9 protein-coding genes are annotated in these 7,775 nt (G+C 73.2%); 6 read left to right on the forward strand and 3 right to left on the reverse strand.

From position 1 onward, the window contains the following. The first annotated feature begins 34 nt into the window (after window positions 1–34). Entirely contained in the window at window positions 35–1,624 is a 1,590-nt protein-coding gene (locus IEY82_RS05650; protein WP_189122896.1) for a CocE/NonD family hydrolase, read from the forward strand. After that, complete coding sequence (locus tag IEY82_RS05655; RefSeq protein WP_189122897.1) at window positions 1,606–2,631, forward strand: helix-turn-helix transcriptional regulator; 1,026 nt, start codon at window positions 1,606–1,608, stop codon at window positions 2,629–2,631. Before IEY82_RS05650 ends, IEY82_RS05655 begins: the two co-directional genes overlap by 19 nt. Window positions 2,632–2,671: 40 nt before the next feature. Here the strand turns inward: IEY82_RS05655 and IEY82_RS05660 are convergent, their stop codons facing one another. Continuing rightward, the gene (locus IEY82_RS05660) at window positions 2,672–3,589 is read right to left on the reverse strand and encodes an SDR family oxidoreductase (protein ID WP_189122898.1); all 918 of its coding nucleotides are present in this window, start codon (window positions 3,587–3,589) and stop codon (window positions 2,672–2,674) included. 77 nt (window positions 3,590–3,666) lie between these two features. Between IEY82_RS05660 and IEY82_RS05665 the strand changes: the two genes are divergently transcribed. Both IEY82_RS05665 and IEY82_RS05670 read left to right on the forward strand, forming a co-directional pair. Next, complete coding sequence (locus tag IEY82_RS05665) at window positions 3,667–4,215, forward strand: VOC family protein (RefSeq protein ID WP_189122899.1); 549 nt, start codon at window positions 3,667–3,669, stop codon at window positions 4,213–4,215. Continuing rightward, window positions 4,215–4,847: a carboxymuconolactone decarboxylase family protein gene (locus IEY82_RS05670; RefSeq protein ID WP_189122900.1), complete on the forward strand. Its 633-nt coding sequence runs from the start codon at window positions 4,215–4,217 to the stop codon at window positions 4,845–4,847. Before IEY82_RS05665 ends, IEY82_RS05670 begins: the two co-directional genes overlap by 1 nt. 48 nt (window positions 4,848–4,895) lie before the next feature. On the opposite strand, the gene IEY82_RS05675 is transcribed toward IEY82_RS05670, so the two are convergent. Continuing rightward, window positions 4,896–5,270 carry a DUF6285 domain-containing protein gene (locus IEY82_RS05675; RefSeq protein WP_189122901.1) on the reverse strand — a complete coding sequence of 125 codons (375 nt, stop codon included), beginning with the start codon at window positions 5,268–5,270 and terminating at the stop codon, window positions 4,896–4,898. A 52-nt stretch (window positions 5,271–5,322) separates the two neighbouring features. On the opposite strand from IEY82_RS05675, the gene IEY82_RS05680 reads away from it, so the two are divergent. Together IEY82_RS05680 and IEY82_RS05685 are read left to right on the forward strand one after the other, a co-directional pair. Beyond that, window positions 5,323–6,513, forward strand: a complete 1,191-nt coding sequence (locus tag IEY82_RS05680) for an acyl-CoA dehydrogenase family protein (protein ID WP_189122902.1) — start codon at window positions 5,323–5,325, stop codon at window positions 6,511–6,513. After that, on the forward strand, window positions 6,510–7,502 hold the full coding sequence (locus tag IEY82_RS05685; RefSeq protein WP_189122903.1) for a phosphotransferase family protein: 993 nt from the start codon (window positions 6,510–6,512) through the stop codon (window positions 7,500–7,502). The genes IEY82_RS05680 and IEY82_RS05685 overlap by 4 nt, the downstream gene beginning before the upstream one ends. Window positions 7,503–7,555: 53 nt before the next feature. Here IEY82_RS05685 and IEY82_RS05690 read toward each other — a convergent pair. Next, the coding region (locus IEY82_RS05690) for a zinc ribbon domain-containing protein (protein ID WP_189122904.1) at window positions 7,556–7,775 on the reverse strand (220 nt) is incomplete at its 5' end.

The following is a 7,775-nucleotide window of genomic DNA, read 5'->3' on the forward strand; positions in this document are numbered from 1 at the left end:
TCGCATCCCCGCAGGCATCTGTTAGTGGTAGGACATGCGACGCGTACGGCTCCAGCGTGACCTGCCCGTGCCGATGCCCGACGGCGTGATCCTGCTGGCCGACCGCTACGCCCCCGAGGGGGTGGAGCGGCCGCCGACCATCCTGGTCCGCTCGCCATACGGCAGGCGCGGCCTGTTCGGCTGGATGTACGGCCGGGGGTTCGCGCGGCACGGGTTCCAGGTGGTGATCCAGAGCTGCCGGGGCGGTTTCGGCTCCGGCGGGCGGCTCGACCCGCTGGGCGACGAACGCGACGACGGCCTGGCCACCCTCGCCTGGCTGCGCGGGCAGCCCTGGTACGGCGGATCGCTGGCCATGTTCGGCCCCTCCTACCTCGGCTACACCCAGTGGGCCGTGGCGGCCGAGGCCGGTCCCGAGCTGAGGGCGATGGCCACCCAGATCACCGCCTCGCAGTTCAGGGACGCCGCCTACGTGGGCGGCGCGTTCGCCCTGGAGTCGGTGCTGAGCTGGACCACGCTGACCGACGTCATGTCGCGCCGGTTCGGCGGCACCGCCGTGCTGACCGCGCCCCGGCTGACCCGCCGGGCCGTGCTGTCGGGGCGGCCGATGGCGGAGCTGGACCTGGTGTCGGCCGGCCGGCCGCTGCGCTTCTACCAGGACCTGCTGGCCCACCACGCCGATCCGGCCGCGCCGTACTGGGACAGGCGGGACTTCTCGCCCAGGGTGGGTGAGGTCCACGCGGCGGTCACCATGCTGGGCGGCTGGTACGACGTCTTCCTGCCGTGGCAGTTGAAGGACTACCTGGCGATGCGGGCCGCCGGGCACCGGCCGTACCTGACGATCGGCCCCTGGTACCACATCGACAGGCGGCACGGGCGGCCGTCGATGGCCGAGGCGCTGGCCTGGTTCCGGGCCCACCTGATGGGCGACGACTCCGGGCTGCGCGAGCAGCCGGTGCGGCTGTACGTGACGGGAGCCGAGGAGTGGCGCGACTACCACGACTGGCCGGTGCCGGGCGTGCGGACCCAGCGCTGGCACCTGCGGCCGAGGTTGGGACTGGGCACCGGCGATCCCGTCGAGTCGGAGCCCGACCGGTTCCGCTACCACCCGGAGCATCCGACGCCGGTGGTCGGCGGGCCGGTGCTGCTGGCCGACTCCCGGCCGCGCGACCAGCGCCGCCTGGAGGCCCGGCGCGACGTCCTGGTCTACAGCTCTTCCACGCTGGACGCCGACGTGGAGATGATCGGCCCGGTCTCCGCCGAGCTGTTCGTCCGCTCCAGCACGCCGTACGTGGACGTGGTGGTGCGCCTGTGCGACGTGCACCCGGACGGCAGGTCGTTCAACCTGGCCGAGGGCGTGCGACGGCTCGGCCCCGGCGACGCCGCCGACGCCGACGGGGTGCGCCGGGTCACGGTGGACCTGTGGCCGGTCGGGCACCGGTTCCGGCGCGGCCACCGGATCCGGGCGCACGTCGCCGCGGGCGCCTACCCGACGATCGCCCGCAACCCCGGCACCGGGGCTCCGTTCGCCGACGGTGGTCCGATGGTGCCCGCCGACGTCGAGGTCTTCCACTCCCCCGCCCACCCGTCCGCCGTGCTGCTGCCGCTGTGCGCGCCGCGCGGCTGATGTCGCTGGTCCTGCTGCTGCAGGGCCGGGGCGGCATGACGGCGGCGGAGCTGGCCCGGGAGCTGGAGGTGTCGGAACGCACCGTGCACCGCGACGTGCTGGCGCTGGCCGAGGCGGGCGTGCCGGTCTACGCCGACCGGGGACGCGGCGGCGGCTACCGGCTGCTCGACGGCTACCGGACCCGGCTGACCGGGCTGGACCGGGCCGAGGCCGAGGCGTTGTTCCTGTCGGGGGTGCCCGGGGCGCTGCGCGAGATGGGGCTGCAGGAGGTGGCGGCGACCGCCCGGCTGAAGGCCGCCGCCGCGCTCTCGCCGGGCCTGCGCGACGCCCCCGCGACGGCCGCGCAGCGCTTCCACCTCGACGCCCCCGGCTGGTTCGCGGCCGGCGACCCGCCGCCCGCCGCGCTCGCGCCGCTGGCCAGGGCCGTCTGGAAGGACCGCCTGGTCACCGCCGTCTACAAGGAGCGGGCGCGGACGCTGGAACCGTACGGGCTCGTGCTCAAGGCGGGCGCCTGGTATCTGGCCGCCCGTTCGCGGTCGAGATTCCTGATCTTCCGGGTGGACCGGTTCGGCCCGGTCGAGGTCGGCGACGCCGGCTTCGACCGGGACACCGGTTTCGACCTGGCCGCGTTCTGGGCCGAGCAGGCGAACTGGTTCACCCGGTCGCTGCTGCGGACCGAGATCACGCTGCGGCTCACCCCGCGCGGGGTGCGGCTGCTCCGCCACATCGCCGACCCGGCCGCCCTGACCGGCGCGCTCGGCTCGCTCCAGCCCGACGGCACCGTACGGCTCGCGGTCGAGTCGGACGAGGTGGCCTTCGGGCAGGTGCTGAGGTTCGGCCCGGAGGCCGAGGTGCTCGCGCCGCCGGAGCTGCGGGCCGCGGTCGCCGAGGCCGCCACCCGCATGTCAGGCCTGTACGGGACCGGTCAGGCCCGCACGGCGGGCTGGCGGTGGTCGTCCGGGTCGCCAAGCCGGTCGCCGGGCCGGTCGCCGGGGCGGTCGGCTTGAGGCCTCAACGGTGGTCCGCCGGGCCGACCGGCTCCCGGCCTCATCGGTAGTCCGCCGGGTCGGGGGCGACGCCCTTGTCCGCGGCGTCCGTGAGGTAGCCGACGTCCGTGAGGTATCTCCACACCTGGGGCCGGCTGCCGTCCACGTCGGTGAACCCGTACGCCAGGGCCACCTCCTCGCTGGAGACCGACCGGCCCGACCAGCGCCCCCGGTCGGGGTCGGCGGCGAGGGCGGCGACCGCCCGGCCGGTGTAGGCGGGGGTCTCGGAGACCGCGAACGCGGCGTCGGCGCCCTTGGCGACCGCCTCCCGCCAGGTGTCCTCGGTGACGCCGAAGTGCTCCAGCATCGCCTCGGAGCGCAGGAAACCGGGCGAGACGGCCACCGCGGTGCCGCCGTGCGGGCGCAGCTCGTGGGCCTGGGCGAACGCCAGCCGGTTGACCGCCATCTTGGCCAGGTCGTAGACGAGCGACTCGCGGTAGCGGGTGACGTTGAAGTCCCAGGTGCCGTCGGTCACCTCCACGACCAGGCCGTCGCCGCCCTTGATCAGCAGCGGCAGCAGGTGGTGGCTGGTGATGATGTGGGTGTCGATGCCCAGCCTGAGCAGCCGCAGCCCCTTGTCCAGATCCTGCTCCCAGATCGGCGTGTTCCAGCTCCACAGGGAGTCGGCGCCCCAGACGTCGTTGACCAGCACGTCCAGGCGCCCCTGCTCGCTGTCGATCCGCTCGGCCAGCGCCTTGACCTGGTCGCTCTCCAGATGGTCCACCCGGACCGCGATGCCGGTGCCGCCGGCCGCGGTGACCAGCTCGGCGGTCTCCTCGATCGTCTCGGACCGGTTCATCTCCGACCGCCGCTCGCGGGTCGTCCTGCCGGTGCAGTAGACGGTCGCGCCGATCGCGCCCAGCTCGCGTGCTATTCCTCGTCCCGTGCCGCGGGTCGCTCCCGCCACCAGTGCAATCATGCGGCGAGCCTGCCCGGTAAAGAGGACATCTCATGTCATGTTTTTTGGCTGAACCCTGTGATAAGTACGTAGTTACTATGAACAGCGAATTCGAGCTTCGCGGGGTCAACCACATCGCTCTGGTCTGCTCCGACATGAAGCAGACCGTCGACTTCTACTCCGGCGTCCTGGGCATGCCGCTGATCAAGACGATCGAGCTGCCGATGGGCTGGGGCCAGCACTTCTTCTTCGACTGCGGCGGCGGCAACGCGCTGGCGTTCTTCTGGTTCCCCGACGCGCCGGAGGGCGTGCCGGGCGTCTCCGCGCCGAAGAACCTGCCCGACCGGGGCGAGCTGGTGTCGGCCGTCGGATCGATGAACCACATCGCCTTCGACGTGCCGCCCGAGCGGATCGAGGAGTACCGCGACCGGCTGCTCGCCAAGGGCATCGACGTGGGCGTGCTGCTCAACCACGACGACAGCGAGTTCGGGGTGGCGCCGAAGATGCACGACGGGGTGTTCGTCCGGTCCATCTACTTCAAGGACCCCGACGGCGTGCTGGTGGAGTTCGCCGCCTGGACCCGCCCTGTCGGGCAGCCGGGCGACGTGCGGCACGAGCCGAGGACCGCCGCCGACAGGACCGTCTGATGCCGAGGCTGCGGCAGGTGCCGCGCGAGGAGATGACCGACCCGGTGGTCACCTTCTTCAACGACCGGCTGCTCGAGCCCGGCCGACAGGGCACGGCGACCGGCTCGCCCGGCGACTGGTGGACGGTCTTCGCGCTCGACCCGGCGATCTTCCGGCACTGCGTCAAGGGCTTCCAGCTCTACCGCGAGTCCAGCCTCGACCCGGTGCTGCGCGAGCTCGGCCAGACCAGGGCCGGATGGGCGCGGCAGAGCCAGTTCGTCTACTCCCAGCACTGCAAGCAGCTACGGGCCCTCGGACTGCCCGAGGAGAAGATCAAGGCGATCGCCCACTGGGCGGTCAGTGACCTGTTCGGCGAGCTGGAACGGGCCGTGCTCGCCTACACCGACGCGCTCGTGCTCGACGGCGGCCGGGTGCACGACGAGGTGTTCGCGGTGCTCAAGCGGCACCTGCCGGACGAGCAGATCCTGGAGCTGACCTACATCACCTGCCTGTACGAGATGCACGCCACGATGGCGCGGGCCCTGCGGCTGGAGTTCGACGACCGCCCCGACCCGATCGTGGAGGTGCCGGCGCCCGACGGATACGGCACCCGCGACATCTCCGAGGACCTGACCGGCCGCCCGGCGACCTGACGCGCCAGGGGCCGCGGAGTCGAGGTGACCCGATCCGGGCCCGGCTCGTCAGGGGCGCCCGGAGTCGAGGTGGCCGGGATTGGCGACCAGCAGCTTGGCGCGGACCGCCTGCTTCAGGAGCGGGGCGAGCGTGTCGTCGCCGTCGAGGCGGCCCTCGCGGACGGCGGCGGCCAGCTCGGCGTCGGAGCCCACGCCGAGCGCCTCCAGACGGGCGGCGTGCTCCCGCGCCTGGGCGGGCCCGAGTTCGAGCTCGCGCTCGACCATGCCCAGGACGTTGATCGCCACCCGGGCGTGGAAGCGCACCCGGCCGTCCACCGCCGGCAGCACGTCGGCGGCCAGGAAGTCGCGCACCGCGGCCACCAGCTGCGCGGCCGTGGGCACGTCGTGCGGCCCGCTCGCCGGGGACTCCTCGTCCAGCGCCATAAGGGACCCCTTATCCGTTGACCCGGCAACGATTTTCGGCTGAGATCCTCTCATGAGCTTCGCCGTTCCCGACAGCGTCCGACCGATCCGCGACGCCGTCCACACGTTCATGACCGAGCGGGTCGAGCCGGCGGAGGCCGTGCTGCACGAGGGCGGCCCCGCGGCCGCCGAGGCGCTCGGCGAGCTGCAGCGGGAGGCGAAGAAGGAAGGCCTGTGGGCGCTCGGCCACCCGCGCGAGCTCGGCGGCGGCGGGCTGCCGTTCCTCGACTACGTGTACGTCAACGAGGTGCAGGGCCGCAGCGAGTTCGGGCAGCTCGCGCTCGGCACGTTCACCCTGCAGGACTCGCTCATGCTGGGCGAGCACGCCTCCCCCGAGCAGCGCGAGCGCTACCTGGAGCCGCTGGTGCGCGGCGACATCTGGCCGAGCTTCGCGATGACCGAGCCGGCCGTGTCGAGCAGCGACCCCACCCAGCTCCGGACGTCCGCCGTGCTCGACGGCGACGAATGGGTGATCAACGGGCACAAGTGGTTCACGACCGGCGCGTCACGGGCCGCGTACACGACCGTGATGTGCCGCACCGAGCAGGACGCGCCGCCGCACCTGGCCTTCTCCATGATCCTGGTGCCGACCGACACCCCGGGCTACACCATCGTGCGTGACACCCCGGTGCTCGGCCTCGACGGCGCCCACTGCGAGGTCCGCTACGAGGACGTCCGGGTGCCCGCGGCCAACCTGCTCGGCCCGCGCGGCCAGGGCTTCGTCATCGCGCAGAAACGGCTCGGGCCGGGCCGGATCTTCCACTGCATGCGCTGGCTCGGGCAGGCGCAGCGGGCCTTCGACCTGATGTGCCGCAGGCTGCACGAACGCACCGCCTTCGGCGAGCCGCTGGCCAGGAAGCAGCTCATGCGCCAGCACGTGTTCGACTCCTACACCGAGATCCAGGCGGCCCGGCTGCTCACCCTGCACGCCGCGCAGGCCGTCGACGCCGGCTCCGACGCCCGCGTCGAGATCGGCGCGATCAAGGTGGTGGGCGCGCGCACGCTGCACAACGTGATCGACCGGGCCATCCAGGTGTACGGCGCCATGGGGCTGACCGGCGACACCCCGCTCGACCGGATGTACCGCCACGCGCGAGCCGGCCGCATCTACGACGGCCCGGACGAGGTGCACGTCGACTCGGTGGGCCGGCGCGTCCTCGGCGTCTACGCGGCGGGCGGCAACTGGGAGTTCGGCCTCCGATGACCACCGCGCGTGCTCACCCGTCCGACACCTTCGACGCCGAGGCGCTGGTGCGTGAGGTGTTCGGGACGGAGGCGACGGTCGCCTTCAGCGCCCGGCTGCCCGGCGGGGCGTCCCGCGAGACGTGGGCGCTGGACGCGGTCACGCCGGACGGCGAGCGGCACGAGCTGATCCTGCGTCTCGACTCCCCCGGCACGCCGCTCGACGCGGGCGCGCCGCTGGCCGCCGAGGCGACGCTGATGCGGGCCGCGCTGGACGCCGGGGTGCCGGTGCCGCGGATCGTCGCGGCGGCGGGGCCGTACATCCTGATGACGCGCGTCGCGGGTGAGACCATCCCGCGCCGCATCCTGCGGGACGAGGCGTACGCCGGGGCCCGGCCGAGGCTGGCGGCGCAGTGCGGGCAGGCGCTGGCCGCGATCCACCGGATGCCCCTGTCCGCCCTTCCCCCACCCCCGTCGGGGACGCTGGAGGAGGATCCGCTGCGGCAGTGGCGGGACCTGCTGGACCTGACGGGTGAGCCGCATCCGGTGTTCGAACTCGCGCTGCGGCGGCTCGCGGCGAACCGGCCGCCGGGCGGGCGGCGGACGGTGGTGCACGGCGACTTCCGCAACGGCAACCTGATCGTCGGCCCGGACGGCGTCAGGGCGGTGCTGGACTGGGAGCTGGCCCACGCCGGCGACCCGCTGGAGGACCTCGGCTGGCTGTGCGTGAAGGCGTGGCGGTTCGGCTCGCCGCTGCCGGTGGGCGGGTTCGGCGGCTACGACGACCTCGTCACCGCGTACGAGAAGGCGGGCGGGCAGCCCGTGGACCGCGAGGCGCTGCGCTGGTGGGAGACGTTCGGCGTGCTCAAGTGGGGGATCATCTGCGTCATGCAGACCATGCGGCACCTGCGCGGCGGCGCCGGGTCGGTGGAGCTGGCGGCGATCGGGCGCCGGGTCTGCGAGAACGAGTGGGACCTGCTGGAACTGCTCGGGTCAGCTTCTCAGCCTTGAAGGACTGAGCTTGCAGCTCCTGGCCGTCGGTGGCTTCGACGGTCTGGTCCGCGTCAGGCAGCGTGACTCACTGCCCAGCCCGTCTCACCGCGTGCGGCGATGTTGCGGGCTGCGTTGACGTCGGCGTGCTCAGCGAAGCCGCACGACGTACAGGCGAAGGCGGCCTGGCCGGGCCGGTTGTTCTTGGCCACGTGCCCGCAGGCCGAGCAGGCTTGCGAGGTGTAGGCCGGGTCCACCCAGACCAGGGCGACACCGGCGCGGGCCGCCTTGTAG

It is taken from the genome of Nonomuraea cavernae (genome assembly GCF_014646355.1).
Lineage (GTDB): Bacteria > Actinomycetota > Actinomycetes > Streptosporangiales > Streptosporangiaceae > Nonomuraea > Nonomuraea cavernae.

What these genes read in the sequence shown, in the direction of transcription:
- IEY82_RS05650 (WP_189122896.1), top strand. Translation starts at nt 35, where the DNA reads ATGCGACGCGTACGGCTCCAGCGTGACCTGCCCGTGCCGATGCCCGAC.
- IEY82_RS05660 (WP_189122898.1), bottom strand. Translation starts at nt 3,589, where the DNA reads ATGATTGCACTGGTGGCGGGAGCGACCCGCGGCACGGGACGAGGAATA.
- IEY82_RS05665 (WP_189122899.1), top strand. Translation starts at nt 3,667, where the DNA reads ATGAACAGCGAATTCGAGCTTCGCGGGGTCAACCACATCGCTCTGGTC.
- IEY82_RS05670 (WP_189122900.1), top strand. Translation starts at nt 4,215, where the DNA reads ATGCCGAGGCTGCGGCAGGTGCCGCGCGAGGAGATGACCGACCCGGTG.
- IEY82_RS05675 (WP_189122901.1), bottom strand. Translation starts at nt 5,270, where the DNA reads ATGGCGCTGGACGAGGAGTCCCCGGCGAGCGGGCCGCACGACGTGCCC.
- IEY82_RS05680 (WP_189122902.1), top strand. Translation starts at nt 5,323, where the DNA reads ATGAGCTTCGCCGTTCCCGACAGCGTCCGACCGATCCGCGACGCCGTC.
- IEY82_RS05685 (WP_189122903.1), top strand. Translation starts at nt 6,510, where the DNA reads ATGACCACCGCGCGTGCTCACCCGTCCGACACCTTCGACGCCGAGGCG.